16 protein-coding genes and 1 pseudogene are annotated in these 16995 nt (G+C 50.8%); 11 read left to right on the forward strand and 6 right to left on the reverse strand.

Annotation, left to right across the window (positions count from 1 at the left end):
- On the reverse strand, positions 1-326 hold a 326-nt coding region (locus VJY99_RS06025), incomplete at its 3' end, for an oligogalacturonate-specific porin KdgM family protein (protein ID WP_324117166.1).
- Positions 327-795: 469 nt separating this feature from the next.
- Here VJY99_RS06025 and rhaB point away from each other — a divergent pair.
- The 9 genes from rhaB to rhaM all read left to right on the forward strand — a co-directional run bounded on the left by rhaB (position 796) and on the right by rhaM (position 10779).
- The gene (rhaB, locus tag VJY99_RS06030) at positions 796-2268 is read left to right on the forward strand and encodes a rhamnulokinase (protein ID WP_324117167.1); all 1473 of its coding nucleotides are present in this window, start codon (positions 796-798) and stop codon (positions 2266-2268) included.
- Positions 2265-3524: an L-rhamnose isomerase gene (gene rhaA, locus VJY99_RS06035; RefSeq protein WP_324117168.1), complete on the forward strand. Its 1260-nt coding sequence runs from the start codon at positions 2265-2267 to the stop codon at positions 3522-3524. The genes rhaB and rhaA overlap by 4 nt, the downstream gene beginning before the upstream one ends.
- 110 nt (positions 3525-3634) lie before the next feature.
- Positions 3635-4459, forward strand: a complete 825-nt coding sequence (gene rhaD, locus VJY99_RS06040) for a rhamnulose-1-phosphate aldolase (protein WP_324117169.1) — start codon at positions 3635-3637, stop codon at positions 4457-4459.
- 116 nt (positions 4460-4575) lie between these two features.
- On the forward strand, positions 4576-5568 hold the full coding sequence (rhaS, locus tag VJY99_RS06045) for a rhamnose ABC transporter substrate-binding protein (protein ID WP_324117170.1): 993 nt from the start codon (positions 4576-4578) through the stop codon (positions 5566-5568).
- 102 nt (positions 5569-5670) lie between these two features.
- The gene (locus tag VJY99_RS06050; protein ID WP_324117171.1) at positions 5671-7182 is read left to right on the forward strand and encodes a sugar ABC transporter ATP-binding protein; all 1512 of its coding nucleotides are present in this window, start codon (positions 5671-5673) and stop codon (positions 7180-7182) included.
- The gene (locus VJY99_RS06055) at positions 7182-8201 is read left to right on the forward strand and encodes an ABC transporter permease (protein ID WP_324117172.1); all 1020 of its coding nucleotides are present in this window, start codon (positions 7182-7184) and stop codon (positions 8199-8201) included. The genes VJY99_RS06050 and VJY99_RS06055 overlap by 1 nt, the downstream gene beginning before the upstream one ends.
- Positions 8198-9223, forward strand: coding sequence for an ABC transporter permease (locus VJY99_RS06060; protein ID WP_324117173.1), 1026 nt, complete (start codon positions 8198-8200; stop codon positions 9221-9223). Before VJY99_RS06055 ends, VJY99_RS06060 begins: the two co-directional genes overlap by 4 nt.
- A gap of 96 nt (positions 9224-9319) precedes the next feature.
- Positions 9320-10468: a lactaldehyde reductase gene (fucO, locus tag VJY99_RS06065; RefSeq protein ID WP_324117174.1), complete on the forward strand. Its 1149-nt coding sequence runs from the start codon at positions 9320-9322 to the stop codon at positions 10466-10468.
- On the forward strand, positions 10465-10779 hold the full coding sequence (gene rhaM / locus VJY99_RS06070; protein WP_324117175.1) for an L-rhamnose mutarotase: 315 nt from the start codon (positions 10465-10467) through the stop codon (positions 10777-10779). Before fucO ends, rhaM begins: the two co-directional genes overlap by 4 nt.
- Positions 10780-10807: 28 nt before the next feature.
- Here the strand turns inward: rhaM and VJY99_RS06075 are convergent, their stop codons facing one another.
- The 3 genes from VJY99_RS06075 to VJY99_RS06085 all read right to left on the reverse strand — a co-directional run bounded on the left by VJY99_RS06075 (position 10808) and on the right by VJY99_RS06085 (position 12128).
- The gene (locus VJY99_RS06075) at positions 10808-10981 is read right to left on the reverse strand and encodes a hypothetical protein (RefSeq protein ID WP_324117176.1); all 174 of its coding nucleotides are present in this window, start codon (positions 10979-10981) and stop codon (positions 10808-10810) included.
- Positions 10947-11051, reverse strand: coding sequence for a hypothetical protein (locus tag VJY99_RS06080; RefSeq protein WP_324117177.1), 105 nt, complete (start codon positions 11049-11051; stop codon positions 10947-10949). The genes VJY99_RS06075 and VJY99_RS06080 overlap by 35 nt, the downstream gene beginning before the upstream one ends.
- A 117-nt stretch (positions 11052-11168) precedes the next feature.
- The gene (locus tag VJY99_RS06085) at positions 11169-12128 is read right to left on the reverse strand and encodes a chemotaxis protein (protein ID WP_324117178.1); all 960 of its coding nucleotides are present in this window, start codon (positions 12126-12128) and stop codon (positions 11169-11171) included.
- Positions 12129-12348: 220 nt separating this feature from the next.
- Here VJY99_RS06085 and VJY99_RS06090 point away from each other — a divergent pair, with 220 nt between their 5' ends.
- Positions 12349-12897, forward strand: a complete 549-nt coding sequence (locus VJY99_RS06090) for a serine acetyltransferase (RefSeq protein ID WP_324117179.1) — start codon at positions 12349-12351, stop codon at positions 12895-12897.
- A 161-nt stretch (positions 12898-13058) separates the two neighbouring features.
- On the opposite strand, the pseudogene asr reads toward VJY99_RS06090, so the two are convergent.
- Positions 13059-13295 (reverse strand): annotated as a pseudogene (gene asr / locus VJY99_RS06095) (acid resistance repetitive basic protein Asr); the annotation flags it as partial.
- A 119-nt stretch (positions 13296-13414) separates the two neighbouring features.
- Positions 13415-14239 (reverse strand): formate dehydrogenase accessory sulfurtransferase FdhD, encoded by an 825-nt coding sequence (gene fdhD, locus VJY99_RS06100; protein ID WP_324117181.1) that lies wholly within the window; start codon positions 14237-14239, stop codon positions 13415-13417.
- Between the two features lie 161 nt (positions 14240-14400).
- On the opposite strand from fdhD, the gene fdnG reads away from it, so the two are divergent.
- Positions 14401-16995 (forward strand): formate dehydrogenase-N subunit alpha (gene fdnG, locus VJY99_RS06105; protein ID WP_324117182.1); only part of this gene is annotated, 2595 nt, incomplete at its 3' end.

The following is a 16995-nucleotide window of genomic DNA, read 5'->3' on the forward strand; positions in this document are numbered from 1 at the left end:
GAGACAGGTTTATATACCGAGTAACCATTACCGGTTTCCAGAACAATCCCTGGCTGCCAGGCGACTGCACCACGAGTAAACTGATAGCTCGCTGTATATTCGTTACCTTGCACTTCCATATCATTAAACGGCTTATTGGTATCATCACCACCCGATTTTGAAATGGCTTCAAGAGCAAACCCAAAACCATTATTAAAGCGATGGGAAATATAAGCACGGTCATAATTGGCTTTACTGTCATCCAGATATTCATGACGAACATCAACATAAACAGCATGAGCACTTGTAACAACAAGAGGTAATAAAAGAAATAGTGACTTTTTCATAGTTCGTCCGTTTAAGCTAATTAAAATTAAACAATTGGGAAATTTTTATGGGTGATTTTTAAGTGCAAGCTAAATCTATGGAAACGATGTTTCAATTATTTTTTTAAGTTTTATTAAAAAGTGAGATGCAAATCAAAATTATAATAAATAATTAGGCTGGGATTTTACTGGGATAAATTTTAGAGCCGAATGACCAGACTGCTTCATAGTCTTGAGGTTGCTATAATTGATTGATTTTACTGAATAAAAATATAACTAATAGATTATTTTTATATTAACGATAAGAAATCACTTTCATATTTATAGGTCTCATCGCCCCTCCTGCCAGCACGTTTTACCAATCGTGAGGTAAAACGCATCCATCTTTGTCTTTTTGCCAGCATGAAGATTTCACTGTCATTCCCGCGAAGGTGTGCTCAGCCACGACTTAATACACTTTGTGGCAATTATCGTTACTAGGAACTTCAACATGACTTTTCGCAACTGTGTCGCTGTTGATTTAGGTGCATCAAGCGGACGCGTGATATTAGCGTGTTACGACCGCGAGCAGCGCACACTTTCGCTTCGCGAAATCCACCGTTTCGTCAACAGCCTGAAAAATGTGGATGGCGTTGATACTTGGGATATCGACAGCCTCGAAGCCGAAATACATCAAGGCCTGCAAAAAGTCTGCGCTGAAGGGATTGCCATTGATAGCATTGGCGTCGACACCTGGGGTGTTGATTACGTGCTGATTGACCGTGAAGGTAACCGTGTCGGCCTGCCGATTTCTTACCGTGATAAACGCACCGACGGTATGATGGATCTCGCCTGCCACCAACTGGGGCGTGATGAAATTTACCGCCGCACCGGCATTCAGTTCCTGCCTTTCAATACGCTTTACCAATTCCGTGCGCTGGTTGAACAGCAACCCGAGCTGCTCGAACACGTCGAACACGCTTTACTTATTCCGGATTATTTTTGCTACCGCTTGACGGGCAAACTGAACTGGGAATACACCAACGCCACCACAACGCAGCTGGTCAATATTGGCAGCGATGACTGGGACGTAACCCTGCTCGACTGGGCCGGTGTTCCGCGTAAATGGTTGGGTACGCCGACCCATCCGGGCCACGTCATCGGTCACTGGACTTGCGGCAAAGGCAACGCCGTTCCTGTTGTTTCGGTCGCCACACACGACACCGCCAGCGCGGTACTCGGCGCACCGCTCAAAGATAACGACGCCGCCTATCTTTCTTCTGGCACCTGGTCGCTGATGGGCTTTGAGAGCAAAACGCCGTATGCCAACAGCGCAGCACTGGCCGCCAACATCACCAACGAAGGTGGGGCGGAAGGGCGCTACCGTGTTCTGAAAAATATTATGGGACTGTGGCTGTTACAGCGCGTCACTAAAGAGCTGGGTGTTACTGACCTGGTTGATCTTATCGAGCGCACTAAACAGACGCCTGCCTGCAAATTTGTCATCAATCCAAATGACGATCGCTTTATTAACCCTGAAAGCATGAGCCGTGAAATTCAGGCTGCATGTCGCGAAAGCAATCAGCCGGTTCCGTTCACTGACAATGAACTGGCGCGCTGCATTTTCGACAGCCTGGCGCTGCTGTATGCCAAAACCCTGGAAGAATTGGCCACCGTTCGTGGTCGCCCATTCAGCTGCCTGCATATTGTTGGCGGCGGTAGCCAGAACACATTACTTGACCAGCTTTGCGCCGATGCCTGCGGCATTCCGGTTCTGGCTGGGCCAATTGAAGCTTCAACGCTTGGCAATATTGGCTGCCAGTTAATGGCGCTGGACGAAATCACCGATGTTGACGGCTTCCGTAAAATTGTCGCCGACAACTACGAACTGAAAACTTTTATCCCCCAAACAGATAGTGAGATTGCCCGTTATATCGAGCAGTTTCCGCTGAATACTCAAACACGTAAGGAGTTTTGCGCATGACCACCTCTCTTGAAACAGCCTGGGAACTGGCAAAACAGCGCTTTGCTGCTGTCGGTGTTGACGTTGAATCCGCACTGCAACAACTCGACCGCTTGCCGGTTTCTATGCACTGCTGGCAGGGCGATGACGTTGCTGGATTTGAAAACCCAGAAGGCGCATTGAGCGGTGGGATCCAGGCAACGGGTAATTACCCGGGTAAAGCGCGCAACGCTCACGAATTACGTGCTGATCTGGAACGCGCATTAAGTCTGATTCCAGGCCCAAAACGCCTGAATCTGCATGCTATTTATCTGGAATCTGAGCAGCCTGTTTCCCGCGACAAAATCAAACCAGAACATTTTAAAAACTGGGTTGAGTGGGCGAAAGCGAATAACTTAGGGCTGGATTTCAACCCGTCTTGCTTCTCGCACCCACTGAGCGCTGATGGTTTTACGCTCTCCCATTCTGACGATGAAATCCGCCAGTTCTGGATTGATCACGTTAAAGCCTCTCGTAAAGTGTCTGCATACTTTGGTGAGCAACTGGGTACACCGTCAGTGATGAACATCTGGATCCCAGATGGCATGAAAGACATCACCATTGACCGTCTGGCACCACGCCAGCGCCTGATTGCGGCACTGGATGAAGCGATGAGCGAAAAACTCAACCCGCAACACCATATTGATGCAGTAGAAAGCAAGCTGTTCGGTATCGGCGCAGAAAGCTACACCGTCGGTTCCAACGAATTCTATTTCGGTTACGCAACCAGCCGCCAGACTGCTCTGTGCCTGGATGCCGGTCACTTCCATCCGACCGAAGTTATCTCTGACAAAATCTCCAGCGCCATGCTGTATGTGCCACGCCTGCTGCTGCATGTGAGCCGTCCAGTACGTTGGGACAGCGACCACGTTGTGCTGCTCGATGACGAAACACAAGCTATCGCTAGCGAAATTATCCGCCACGATCTGTTCGACCGTGTACACATCGGGCTGGATTTCTTCGACGCCTCTATCAACCGTATCGCTGCGTGGGTTATTGGCACTCGTAACATGAAGAAAGCGCTGCTGCGTGCGTTGCTGGAACCGACTGAAACCCTGCGTCAGCTTGAGCGTGAGGGCGATTACACCGCACGCCTGGCATTGCTGGAAGAACAAAAATCACTGCCGTGGGCAGCGGTTTGGGAAATGTATTGCCAGCGTAACGACACGCCGGTTGACGCTCAGTGGCTGAAAACTGTGCGGACTTACGAACAGGATGTTCTGAATAAACGTGCTTAAACCTTGTCGATGGATGTCGTTTCGCTAATCCACCCTACAGCTTATTTCAGAACGTAGGGTGGCTTAGTCCAAGCGACATCCGCTAAATCAATAACAGGAACCACAAGACTATGCAGAACATCCTCAACGCCTGGTTCGTCGAAGGCATGATTAAAGCAACAAGCGACGCCTGGCTGAAAGGCTGGGACGAACGCAACGGCGGCAACATCACCATGCGTCTGGATGAAGCAGACATTACGCCTTTCCAGGCTGATTTCCACGCATCACCACGTTATATCGCGCTGAGCCAGCCAATGCCTGACTTGGCGAATACACCGTTTATCGTCACAGGTTCTGGCAAATTCTTCCGTAACGTACAACTGGATCCGGCGGCAAATATTGGCGTGGTGAAAGTGGACAGCCGTGGTATGGGCTACCACATTTTATGGGGGCTTGCGAACGAAGCGGTGCCAACGTCTGAACTGGCGTCACACTTCCAGTCACACAGTGTTCGTATTAAGACGACTGGCGGTAAAGACCGTGTGATTATGCACTGCCACGCCACCAACCTGATTGCCCTGACCTACGTGCTTGAAAACGACTCCAATGTGATTACCCGCAAACTGTGGGAAGGCAGCACCGAATGTCTGGTGGTGTTCCCGGATGGTGTCGGCATTCTGCCGTGGATGGTGCCAGGAACTGATGAAATTGGTAATGCGACCGCTGGCGAAATGGCAAAACATTCGCTGGTGTTGTGGCCTTTCCATGGGGTGTTTGGTAGCGGCCCAACGCTTGATGAAACGTTTGGTCTTATCGATACCGCAGAGAAGTCTGCTGAAGTGTTGGTAAAAGTGATTTCGATGGGTGGCATGAAACAAACCATTAGCCGTGACGAACTTATCGCACTCGGCAAACGTTTTGAAGTGACCCCATTAGCCAGTGCTTTAGAGTTGTAATATTTAAAAAATATAAAAATTTCCAAAAGCTTTCTGACCATGGCAACGCAGCCACAGCCAGAAAGACGAAGGGAAAAACCTGCAAACTGAACCCTACATACCTCGGAGTACAAGCAATGAAAACTAAAGCAATATTAGGTTGTACCCTTACCGTTGTCGCACTCGCTCTATCCAGCTCTGCCCTGGCTGAAGTTAAAATCGCACTCGTGGCGAAATCTCTTGGTAATGGATTCTTTGAAGCCGCAAACGTGGGGGCTCAGGAAGCCGCCAAAGAGTTGGGAGATGTAAAAGTCATCTATACCGGCCCAACGACCACGACCGCCGAAGCACAAATTGAAGTCATCAATGGATTGATTGCTCAAGGTGTTGACGCCATTGCTATTTCTGCCAATGACCCTGATGCGCTGGTTCCGGTGCTGAAAAAGGCCATGCAGCGTGGTATTAAAGTCGTTTCATGGGATTCCGGCGTGGCAAAAGAAGGCCGCCAGATTCATCTAAACCCTTCTAATAACGCATTGATTGGCGAAACCAACGTCAAACTGGCCGCTGAAGCTTTAAAAGCGATGAACGCCGAAAAAGGTGATGTCGCAGTCCTCAGCGCAACGCCAACCTCAACCAACCAGAATATCTGGATTGCTGAGATGAAAAAGGTGCTGCCTAAGTATCCTTCTGTGAGTTTAGTTACCGTCGCTTATGGTGATGATCTCTCTGACAAAAGCTACCGTGAAACCGTCGGCTTGCTGAAGTCCTATCCTGATTTAAAAGTCATTGTTTCCCCTTCTTCCGTCGGGATTGTTGCTGCTGCACAAGCAGTGAAAGACCAAGGGAAAATTGGCAAAGTTTACGTGACCGGTCTCGGCTTGCCGTCTGAAATGGCGGGTGCGGTGAAATCTGGCGCGTCGAAAAGCTTTGCTATCTGGAACCCAATCGATCTGGGTTACGCGGCAACCTATCTGGCTAATGATTTAGTCAAAGGTACGGCCACCAAAGATGAAGCCAGCATGGGCAAACTGGGCAAAGTGAAATTGGATGCGGATGGTAGCGGCGCAATGGCTGAACCGTTTGTTTACGATGCCAGCAACATCGATAAATTCTCCAAAATCTTCTGATTCTGTATTGGCGGGTAACGCTTCGTTTACCCGCCTTACAAAAGCCAAACGTAGGGTGGATAAGCGTGAGCGGCATCCACCATTTTGGATAGAGAATTTACTATGACACCTACTACACCCTTGTTGTCCCTGAAAGGGATAACCAAAGTTTTCCCCGGCGTTCGCGCCCTCGAAAATGTCCATCTGGATTTGTGGCCGGGAAAAGTCACGGCGCTTATCGGTGAAAACGGCGCAGGTAAATCCACGCTGGTTAAAGTTATGACCGGGATTTATCAGCCCGAAGAAGGGGAACTGCTTTATAAAGCGATACCCATAACGCTGCCGAATCCTGAAGCGGCGCACAAAGTCGGTATCACGGCTATCCACCAGGAAACGGTGCTGTTTGATGAACTCACCGTCACCGAGAATATTTTTGTCGGCCACTATATCTATCGCGGCCTGTTTAAAAAGCTCGACTGGCCTGCCATGCACCAACGTGCGCAGGAAATCCTCACGCGTCTTGAAGTACAAATCAATCCTCGCGCCACGCTCAAAACACTCAGCATTGCCCAACGGCACATGGTGGCGATTGCGCGTGCGTTGTCGTTTGAAGCCCAGGTTGTGATCCTCGATGAGCCGACTGCCGCACTTTCGCAGTATGAAATTGTCGAGTTTTATCAAATCGTTGAACGTCTGAAACGCGAAGGCAAAGCCATTCTGTTTATCTCGCACAAATTTGACGAGATTTTTGCCATTGCGGACCACTACACCATCCTGCGCGACGGGGTATACATCAGCTCCGGGAACATCAACGAGATAACCGAAGAACGCATGGTTACCATGATGGTCGGGCGCGAAATCACCCATGCCTTCCCGAAAGTGAATTGCGAGTTCGGCGATGTGGTACTTGAGGTGAAAGATCTCTGCCACCCAACCGAGTTTGCCCATATCAACTTCCAGTTGCGCAAAGGGGAAATCCTCGGGTTCTACGGTTTAGTCGGCGCGGGACGTACTGAGTTAATGCAGGCGTTATCCGGTGTTTCACGCCCATCCAGCGGTGAAATTTTGCTTAACGAGCAGTTGATGCAATTCCGCCAACCTGCGGATGCTATCAAAGCCGGGATTGTCTGCGTGCCAGAAGAACGCCAGAAGCAGGGCGCGATTATCGAACTGCCTATTTACCAAAACATCAGCTTGCCGCAACTGAGCAAACTCAATCCGAGTGGCGTCTTAAACGATGCGCGTGAATGGGCGCTGGCCGATGAATATGCCAAACGCCTGCAGGTGAAAGCCTTTAGCTGGAAACAAGCGGTTGAAACGCTCTCCGGTGGTAATCAGCAAAAAGTGGTTATCGGCAAATGGCTGGCAACACAACCGACGGTGATCATTCTCGATGAACCGACCAAGGGCATTGATATTGGCTCTAAAGCGGCGGTACATCAGTTTATGTCTGAACTGGTCGGCCAAGGCCTGGCAGTGATTATGGTGTCGTCTGAATTGCCGGAAGTCATGGGCATGGCCGACCGCATTATCGTCATGCACGAAGGGTTGATGGTTGCAGAATATCAGGCAGGCGAAGCGACTGCGGAAATGATCGTCAGCGCCGCCAGTAGCTCGCATGAGGAGGCAGCATAATGTGGCAATCCTTGCTCAAACATCGTGAATTTTTACTCGCGGGCGTCGTCTTGTTGATGGTGCTGGGTATTGGTAGCCGTGTGCCGTCGTTCCTGGCGCCTGGCAACATGGTAGAGATGTTCAACGATACCTCAATTCTTATCATTCTCGCCCTCGGCCAGATGATGGTTCTACTCACCAAAGGCATTGATTTGTCGATGGCGGCAAACCTTGCGCTCACCGGCATGATTGTCGCGCTACTCAACTTCCACTATCCACAAATTCCCGTCTGGGCGCTGCTTTCACTGGCGACCGTACTGGGTTTAGTGATGGGCGTCATCAACGGGTTACTGGTCTGGAAGCTCGGGATTCCGGCGATTGTCGTGACTCTGGGCACCATGAGTATTTATCGCGGGATTATCTTCCTGCTTTCTGAGGGCGGCTGGATTAACGCCCACCAGATGAGTAGCGATTTCTTAGGATTACCTCGCACGGTAATTTTGGGGATGCCGTTGCTGAGCTGGTGTGCTGTCGCGGCACTGTTCCTGGTTGGCTATTTCTTGCGTTTCAGCCGCACTGGACGGGCGATGTACACCGCAGGCGGCAACGCTACCGCTGCGTATTACACCGGTATTAACGCTGGGAAAATGCAGTTCATCAGTTTCAGCCTTTCAGGTGCGCTGGCAGGATTCTGCGGTTATTTGTGGATTTCACGTTTTGCCGTTGCGTATGTCGACGTTGCTAATGGTTTTGAACTGCAAATCGTCGCTGCGTGCGTGATTGGCGGCATCAGTACCATGGGCGGCATCGGGCGCGTGTTCGGTTGCTTGCTGGGTGCGTTGTTCCTCGGTGTTATCAACAATGCGCTGCCGGTGATTGGCGTCTCCCCGTTCTGGCAAATGGCGATTTCCGGCGGAGTGATTGTCATCGCGGTAATGCTGAACGAACGTGGCAATAAACGCAAAGGACGGCTGATTCTGCGCAAAGCAGTGCTGTCGACGCAAGGTCTTAACGGGCAAGAACAGGCGGTGAAACCATGAGTAAAACGCTGATTTCTGAATCTATGCCACCGCAGGCTACGTCGGTTCCACTGTTCCGCCGTTTGCTGTGCTGGGAGTCATTCTTACTGACTGTGACGTTGGCGGTATTTGTCGTCAACGCGCTGGCTTCACCTTACTTCCTGAATATCTGGAACTTGTCAGACGCCACATTCAACTTCACGGAAAAAGCGATCATCGTGTTGCCGATGGCGATGCTGATTATTGCCCGTGAAATTGATTTGTCGGTGGCTTCAACCATCGCGCTCAGCTCCACAGTCATGGGGTTCTGTGCTCAGGCGGGTGTCGATACAACAGGGTTGGTATGTGTCGGGTTGGGGGTCGGTTTGCTGTGCGGTTTATTCAACGGCTTACTGGTCACGCGCTTCAACCTTTCGTCGATTGTTATCACCATCGGCACCATGAGTTTGTACCGCGGCATTACCTACATTTTGCTTGGCGATCAGGCACTGAACCATTATCCAGAAAGTTTTGCATGGTTTGGCCAGGGCTACGTGTGGGGCGCGCTGTCGTTTGAATTTGCACTGTTTATGGTGCTGGCGGCCGTGTTTGCGTTCTTGCTGCACAAAACTAACTTTGGCCGTCGGACTTACGCCATCGGTAATAACCCGACCGGTGCCTGGTATTCCGGTATCAACGTGAAGCGCCACAACCTGATGTTGTTTGTTCTGGTGGGTGTGATGGCAGGGCTGGCATCAGTGTTGTTGACCTCGCGTCTTGGCAGCACACGCCCGACTATCGCTATCGGTTGGGAACTGAGTGTGGTGACCATGGCGGTACTGGGTGGCGTCAATATCCTTGGCGGCTCGGGCAGCATGGCGGGCGTGATTATTGCCGCCTTCCTGATGGGTCTAGTGACCTTTGGTTTGAGCCTGCTTAATGTGCCAGGCATCGTGATGTCGGTCATTGTCGGTGCGATGCTGATAACCGTGATTTCACTGCCGATACTCACACGTCGTTTCCTACAGCGTAGGGCGGAAAAGCAACGGGCGGTCCACCACTAACATGACGGCGGGTAACACTGTGTTTACCCGCCGACTGCTTTGCCAGGAAAGCGAGCGGATACAGAATTTAAAACATCGATATTATGGAGAATAGCTATGAGCTTTATGTTGGCTTTACCAAAAATCAGCCTTCACGGTGCAGGTGCAATCGGCGATATGGTGAAATTGATTGCTGCGAAACCCTGGGGCAAAGCATTAATCATTACCGACGGGCAGTTAGTGAAAATGGGTCTGCTCGACAGCCTGTTTAGCGCACTCGACGAACATCAGCTTTCTTACGAACTGTTTGATGAAGTATTCCCGAACCCAACGGAAGAGTTAGTGCAAAAAGGCTTTGCCGCATACCAAGAAGCAAAATGCGATTACCTGATTGCCTTTGGTGGCGGCAGCCCGATTGATACCGCTAAAGCGGTGAAAATCCTTACTGCCAATCCAGGCCCTTCAACGGCGTACTCGGGCGTAGGCAAAGTTATTCATGCTGGCGTTCCGTTGGTGGCAATTAACACCACGGCAGGCACCGCTGCGGAGATGACCAGTAACGCAGTGATCATTGATTCCGTGCGCCATGTGAAAGAAGTGATTATCGACACCAACCTGATCCCAGACATCGCCGTAGATGACGCAAGCGTCATGCTGGATATCCCAGCAAGCGTAACCGCTGCCACGGGCATGGACGCGCTGACTCACGCCATCGAAGCTTACGTTTCTGTCGGTGCTCACCCGTTGACTGATGCTAACGCGCTGGAGTCTATCCGCCTGATTAGCCAGTGGTTGCCGAAAGCGGTCGACGATGGGCATAACCTCGAAGCACGTGAAATGATGGCTTACGGGCAATATCTGGCGGGCATGGCGTTCAACAGCGCCGGACTTGGCCTGGTGCATGCGTTGGCACACCAACCGGGCGCGACACACAACCTCCCGCACGGCGTCTGTAATGCCATTTTACTGCCGGTAATCGAAGCCTTTAACCGTCCGAAAGCCGTTTCGCGTTTTGCAAAAGTGGCCGCTGCGATGGGTATTGAAACGCAGAAGATGAGCGAAGAAGAAGCCAGCTTCCAGGCAATTCTCGCCATTCGTGCACTCTCAACTCGCGTTGGGATCCCGTCTGGCTTTAGCCAACTCGGTATTCAGCGTGCTGACATCGAAGGTTGGTTGGACAACGCGCTTGCTGATCCATGCGCACCATGCAACCCACGCGTAGCTTCCCGCGATGAAGTCCGCGACTTATATCTGGAGGCATTATGATCCGCAAAGCGTTTGTGATGCAGGTAAATCATGACGCACATGAAGAGTACCAGCGCCGACACACGCCGATTTGGCCGGAGCTGGAAGCGGTGCTGAAGCAGCATGGTGCGCATAACTACGCTATTTATCTTGATGCGTCGCGCAACCTGCTTTTTGCCACGGTGGAGATTGAGTCAGAAGCTCGCTGGGATGCGGTTGCACAAACGGAAGTTTGCCAACGCTGGTGGAAGCATATGAGCGAAATCATGCCGAGCAACCCGGATAACAGCCCGGTGAGTGCAGAGCTGAAAGAAGTGTTTTATTTAGCGTAGGGTTTTTAATCGTAAAACGAGGGCCATGTTAGTGGCCCTTTTTCTCTTTGCTGGCGATCGCTTGCAACACTTCAATATTCACTCGCTCACCTTCTGCCTCTTTCAGACGACGGCGGCGCTGGGCAAAATCCTCAAAGGTTTGTTGCGCTATTTCGTCCGCCTCTTTTTTACTGACGGAGCCGGAGTGCTTTTTCTGCTTCATTGAGATAGTTTTCGGCAATCGTGACATCGGTACGGTGCACTTCGTCATATTTAAAACTGGTTAATTCCATATTCGGTTGGCTGGCATCCACGCGTTTAGCAATTCAGGTTTTGTAGGGTGGATAAGTGGCAGCCTCCAGGAAGTGATTTTTTATTCACCACCTGAGAGGCTAATCCCGGCACCAAATTTAGGCGTCTTCCAGAGCCTTACTAATCACCTGTGAAAGCTCTTTCACATCGAACTTCGCCACATAGCCGTTCGCGCCCACTTTACGCACGTGATCTTCGTTGGCGCTGCCTGAAAGCGATGAGTGAATGACGACCGGGATCTGCTTTAACGTGATATCCGTTTTAATGTTGCGCGTCAGCGTAAAACCATCCATTTCCGGCATTTCGATATCGGTTAACACCAAACCAATGCGGTCGGTGATGGGCTGTCCTGCGGCTTTGGCTTCCGCCGCGATTACCTTGATTTTTTCCCAGGCATCTAAGCCTGTGGAGTGCATCATCACTGGAATCCCCATTCCTTTCAGCCCTTGCTCAAGCATCAGGCGCGCGACTTTTGAATCTTCGGCAACAATGGCTACAGCCCCTGGTTTCAGTGGATTGGTTTGCTCTTCGATGACCGAGACATCAACATTGCGCCCAGAAGGAATAATGTCGTAAAGGATTTGTTCAACATCGAGCACCAGTGCCAGTTCGCCCTTGTACTCTTCGCTATCCAGTGAAGCAATGCTGGTAATGTTGCGGCTGCTGACACCTGCCTCGGCGGCGTGAACCTGGCTCCAATCCAGACGGATAATATTTTCCACCGACTCAACCGCAAATGCCTGAGTGCTGCGGGCATATTCGGTTATCAGTAACAGATTCAACCCCGTTTCTGGCGTACAACCGGTGACGGCGGGCAGGTCGATTACCGGGATAATCTGGTCACGAATATTAGCCATTCCTAACAGCGGCGACATCATTCCGGCTGCGCGATTGATTTTCTGCATTGGCACAATTTCACGCAACTTAAAGACGTTGATGCCATACAGCTCAGATTTCCCGCCGTGCTGGCCATTGCCTAAGCGGAAAAGTAACAGCTCAAATTTATTCGATAACGCCAGGTTTGCCCTTTCATCAATATCTTTTTGAAAACTATCCATTTAAACCTCTGTTCGATAACCTGGCGGGTAGTCGCCCTGGCGCGTGTTTAAGTTATCGGCAGAATGAGGGAAAAGTGGAGTGCGAGGACGAATTGATTTGGATTAAGGGGATTTTCGCCTTGCGGGTTTGAGCGCAGGGGGCGGGCAGTAGTCGTTTCCCACCGTTTCATTCTTTCACGACCCAACCACTTTCCTATAAACTGGGGATATTCCTCATTTGATGGCGCTGGTCATGTATCTTCAACTCCAAAAATGTCTGCAAAAAGAAGTGCTGAAAAATGATCGGCCTTTTTCCTGGCTCCGCACGATTCACCGGGCATTAAAATGTCCTGATCGCCGTTTTTACTTTTGGTTTCGCATTTGGGGTTATCTTTATAAAAGAAAGAAAGGGAGCGTTAGCCGCTTTGCGAATAAGAAGCTTATTAAGCTAAACCGTTTTTACGCAATAGATATCTCCCCAATGGCGACGATTGGTGAGGGGCTGGATATCAGGCATTTCCCAGGGCTGGTTATTCGCCCAGACTGCGTTATTGGGAAGAATATTGTTCTGCGCCAAAATATTACCATTGGTCAGCATACTCGGGGCGATAAAGGGAAAACAGTGATTGGCGATAACGTCAATATTGGGGCGGGAAGCTGCATTATTGGTGATATTACTATTGGCTCTAATGTCACCATTGGGGCCATGTCATTTATTAATAAAAACATTCCAGACAACCATATCGTCTATACGCGCAAAGAGATGGCGCTGGTGTTACGAGAAAGCTAAGAGTTGCTTTTTACAAGACAAAACTCACTACGACCCTACCGAAAATAATCACCGCGGAAAGGATGAGTTGAACTCTGTAGCGCGTGAGCATCTCCAGCTTGATAAAAAAACACCCAGCAAGCCGGGTGTTTTTAGAAGAGGGGGATTTCATTACCAACTTATGCAGCTGGTTTAACCGCTGGTTTTTCCGCAGGCGCTACTGGAGTCGCGGCTTTTTTGTGGTGCTTTTTGGCAGCCTGCGCTTTCTGCGCTACAGGTGCGGCTTTATGGTGTTTTTTGTGGTGCACAGTTGTGGTGCTGTTTTTTGCCGGAGCAGGCGCTGCGGTGGTGTCAGCAGCGAAAGCAGCAGAGGACAGACCCATTACAGCAACAGCAATCAGAGTTAATACTTTTTTCATTTTCATCGTCTCGTATTTGTTTATGTATGGGTTGTTGGCCCGTTGAAATAACTTTATTCCAACAAACAAATACGTTCAGTGAGTGATTGGTGTCGGTAAGTAACGGAATGTACAACGCGTTAATACAACCGCTGCGGGTGCGTATAAACCGTCGCGCGGCCTGGTTTGCTAAAGCCGATTAGCGTCAAATTACAGCGCTGTGCGACTTCTACGGCAAGCGTGGTCGCGGCAGAGACGGCAAACAGAATTTCCACGCCGCACTGGGCAGATTTTTGCACCATTTCATAGCTGGCACGGCTGGAAACTAACACTGCGCCGTTATTCCAACCTTCACGGCAACGCACACCGAGCAGTTTATCCAACGCCACATGGCGGCCAATATCTTCTTTGCCATCCAGAATAGTGCCGTTTTCATTCAGCCAAAGTGCCGCATGCGTACAACCGGTGAGTTGACCAATTGGCTGGTAATCGCGCATCTGGTTTAAGGCGGTATCGAGCTTGTTCAAATCGAAGGTTTGCGTGAACGGAAGAGGGGTTATCGGGCGGCCAATATCATTAAGTTGTTCTACGCCACAGACACCGCAACCGGTACGCCCAGCCAATGAACGGCGACGTTCTTTCAGCCCCATAAAGCGGCGGCTGGAAAGCTCAATTTGCACTTCTAGCCCGTTGCATACCGGAATCACATCCATGCCATAAATATCAGCAGGTGAATCTATGATTCCTTCTGATATGGAAAAACCTAGTGCAAATGACTCCAGATCTTTGGGTGAGGCCATCATAACTACGTGCGAAATACCGTTGTAGACCAGAGCCACTGGAACTTCTTCAGCCAGCCAGTCACCCTTCGGCTGGCGTAAATCGTGACGCTGCCAGAGATCTATTGTCCGTGCGCCAGTGATGGTGTTCACAATTTTGTCCTGATGTGGTTCGGAATTGTTCACTATGTCTTAACCTGATTGGAACAGCCTTAATCCTGGTGTGGTATTCTTTCATGACTACCCCTTCTGGATGAAGGGCTATTGCCAGTTTGAACCTTTGCGAGTCAAACCGCAAAAAATTACACCTATAAGTCATGTGAAAAATGTCGATTTAAGGAGCATCCATGCAGGTCAGCAGAAGACAGTTCTTTAAGATCTGTGCTGGCGGTATGGCAGGGACTACGGCAGCAGCACTGGGTTTTGCCCCGGGTGTTGCTCTCGCGGAAACACGGCAATATAAACTGCTGCGTACACGTGAAACTCGTAATACTTGCACATACTGTTCTGTCGGTTGTGGGCTGTTAATGTACAGCCTCGGTGACGGAGCGAAAAATGCCAAAGCATCAATCTTCCATATTGAAGGTGATCCGGACCATCCAGTAAACCGCGGGGCGCTTTGCCCGAAAGGTGCAGGTCTGGTCGATTTCATTCACAGCGAAAGCCGTCTTAAATTCCCGTCTTACCGTGCACCAGGCTCGGATAAGTGGGAGCAAATCAGTTGGGAAACGGCATTTGATCGTATCGCTAAACTGATGAAAGAAGACCGCGATGCCAACTTTATTGCCCAGAACGCTCAGGGAACCACGGTCAACCGCTGGCTCTCAACTGGCATGTTGTGCGCATCCGCCTCCAGTAACGAAACCGGTTATTTAACCCAGAAATTTACCCGCGCCCTCGGCATGTTAGCCGTGGATAACCAGGCGCGTGTCTGACACGGACCAACGGTAGCAAGTCTTGCTCCAACATTTGGTCGCGGTGCGATGACCAACCACTGGGTTGATATTAAGAACGCTGATCTCGTGATTGTGATGGGTGGTAACGCCGCAGAAGCGCATCCAGTCGGATTCCGCTGGGCGATGGAAGCCAAAATTCACAATGGCGCGAAGCTCATTGTTATCGATCCGCGCTTTACGCGTACCGCGTCGGTGGCTGATTTCTACACCCCGATTCGTTCCGGTACTGACATTGCTTTCTTGTCAGGCGTACTGCTGTATCTGATTAACAACAATAAATTCAACCGCGAATACGTTGAGGCTTACACCAACGCCAATTTGATTGTGCGTGAGGATTACAGCTTTGATGACGGCCTGTTCTCGGGCTACGACGCGGCAAACCGTAAATACGACAAAACCACCTGGAACTATGAGCTGGATGAGAAAGGCTTCGCGAAACGCGACCTGACGCTGACCCATCCGCGCTGCGTTTGGAACCTGCTCAAAGAGCACGTTTCCCGCTATACGCCAGAGGTCGTCTCCAATATTTGCGGCACACCGAAAGATGACTTCATGCAGGTCTGCGAATACATCGCAGCAACCAGCGTCAAAAATAAAACCGCATCGTTCCTGTATGCACTGGGCTGGACGCAACACTCCGTGGGCGCGCAGAACATTCGCACCATGGCGATGATTCAGTTGCTGCTTGGCAACATGGGGATGGCAGGCGGCGGCGTAAATGCCCTGCGTGGTCACTCCAACATTCAGGGCCTGACCGACCTCGGTTTACTGTCACAAAGCCTGCCGGGCTACATGACGCTGCCAAACGAGAAGCAAGCCGATCTCCAGACTTATCTTGCCGCCAACACGCCAAAACCGTTGCTTGAAGGCCAGGTGAACTACTGGGGTAATTACCCGAAATTCTTCGTTTCGATGATGAAAGCCTTCTTTGGTGACAAAGCCACAGCGGAAAACAGCTGGGGTTATGACTGGTTGCCGAAGTGGGACAAGGGCTACGACGTCCTGCAATATTTCGAGATGATGAACCAGGGCAAGGTGAACGGTTATCTCTGCCAGGGCTTCAACCCTGTCGCCTCGTTCCCGAATAAAAACAAGATCATTGCGTCACTGTCGAAGCTTAAATTCCTCGTGACCATCGACCCGCTGAACACCGAAACCTCGAACTTCTGGCAAAACCACGGTGAGATAAATGACGTTGACCCGTCAAAAATCCAGACTGAAGTGTTCCGCTTACCGTCTACCTGCTTTGCCGAAGAAGACGGTTCGATCGTTAACTCTGGCCGTTGGTTGCAGTGGCACTGGAAAGGTGCGGATGCCCCTGGGGATGCGCTGAACGACGGCGAAATTCTCGCGGGTATCTTTAGCCGCTTGCGTCATATGTACCAGACTGAAGGTGGTGCGCTGCCTGAGCAAGTCCTGAGCATGAGCTGGAACTACAAAACACCAAACAATCCAGCGCCGGAAGAAGTGGCGATGGAAAGCAACGGTAAAGCGCTGGCAGATGTTCTCGACCCGGCAACGGGCGCGGTGTTGGTGAAAAAAGGCCAGCAACTGAGCTCGTTTGCACAACTGCGCGATGACGGCACCACCACAAGTGGATGCTGGATCTTCGCCGGGAGTTGGACGCCAGACGGCAACCAGATGGCGCGTCGTGATAACGCTGATCCATCTGGTCTTGGTAACACGCTAGGCTGGGCCTGGGCGTGGCCGCTCAACCGCCGCATTCTGTATAACCGTGCTTCCGCAGACCCACAGGGTAAACCGTGGGACGAAAAACGCCGCCTGATTTCCTGGGATGGCGCGAAGTGGAGCGGCGCGGATATTCCAGACTACAGCGCTGCCGCACCGGGTACTGACGTTGGGCCATTTATCATGCAGCCAGAGGGCTTAGGCCGCCTGTTTGCTATCGACAAAATGGCAGAAGGGCCGTTCCCGGAACATTACGAGCCGTTTGAAACGCCGCTCGGCACCAACCCGCTGCACCCG

The sequence above is a fragment of the Buttiauxella sp. genome (assembly GCF_035271705.1).
Lineage (GTDB): Bacteria > Pseudomonadota > Gammaproteobacteria > Enterobacterales > Enterobacteriaceae > Buttiauxella.